Origin of the sequence: Lyngbya sp. CCY1209, assembly GCF_035615495.1 — a bacterium.
GTDB lineage: Bacteria > Cyanobacteriota > Cyanobacteriia > Cyanobacteriales > Microcoleaceae > Limnospira.
The window spans coordinates 1-281 of the sequence record NZ_JAJENU010000046.1 but is presented as its reverse complement, the minus strand read 5'-3'; the positions used below and the strand labels follow the sequence as shown (position 1 = coordinate 281).

General features: G+C 43.4%; 1 protein-coding gene. It reads right to left on the bottom strand.

Annotation, left to right across the window (positions count from 1 at the left end; all coding sequences use genetic code 11):
* Nucleotides 1–281: reverse transcriptase/maturase family protein (locus LKE08_RS00230; protein ID WP_324702185.1), on the bottom strand; the 281-nt coding region annotated here is incomplete at both ends.

The following is a 281-nucleotide window of genomic DNA, read 5'->3' as shown; positions in this document are numbered from 1 at the left end:
TCAACTTCGATTTCTCTTAGTGTATGACAGATTCTTGTCTTTTCCGGCTTGAGTTGGAGTCCAATGGGCTTTAACCATTCGGAGATAACAATCTTGCACTGTTCAATGATTTCGAGGTTTGGTGATATGACTACAAAATCATCGGCGTATCTGACGACCGTTGCTTTTACCTTCTGTTTCTTTTTGTTAGGGTAGATTTTGTTAATGTGCCTCACCATTCCATCCAGTGCGATGTTGGCGAGGAGTGGACTTATTACCCCTCCTTGAGGTGTCCCGGCTTT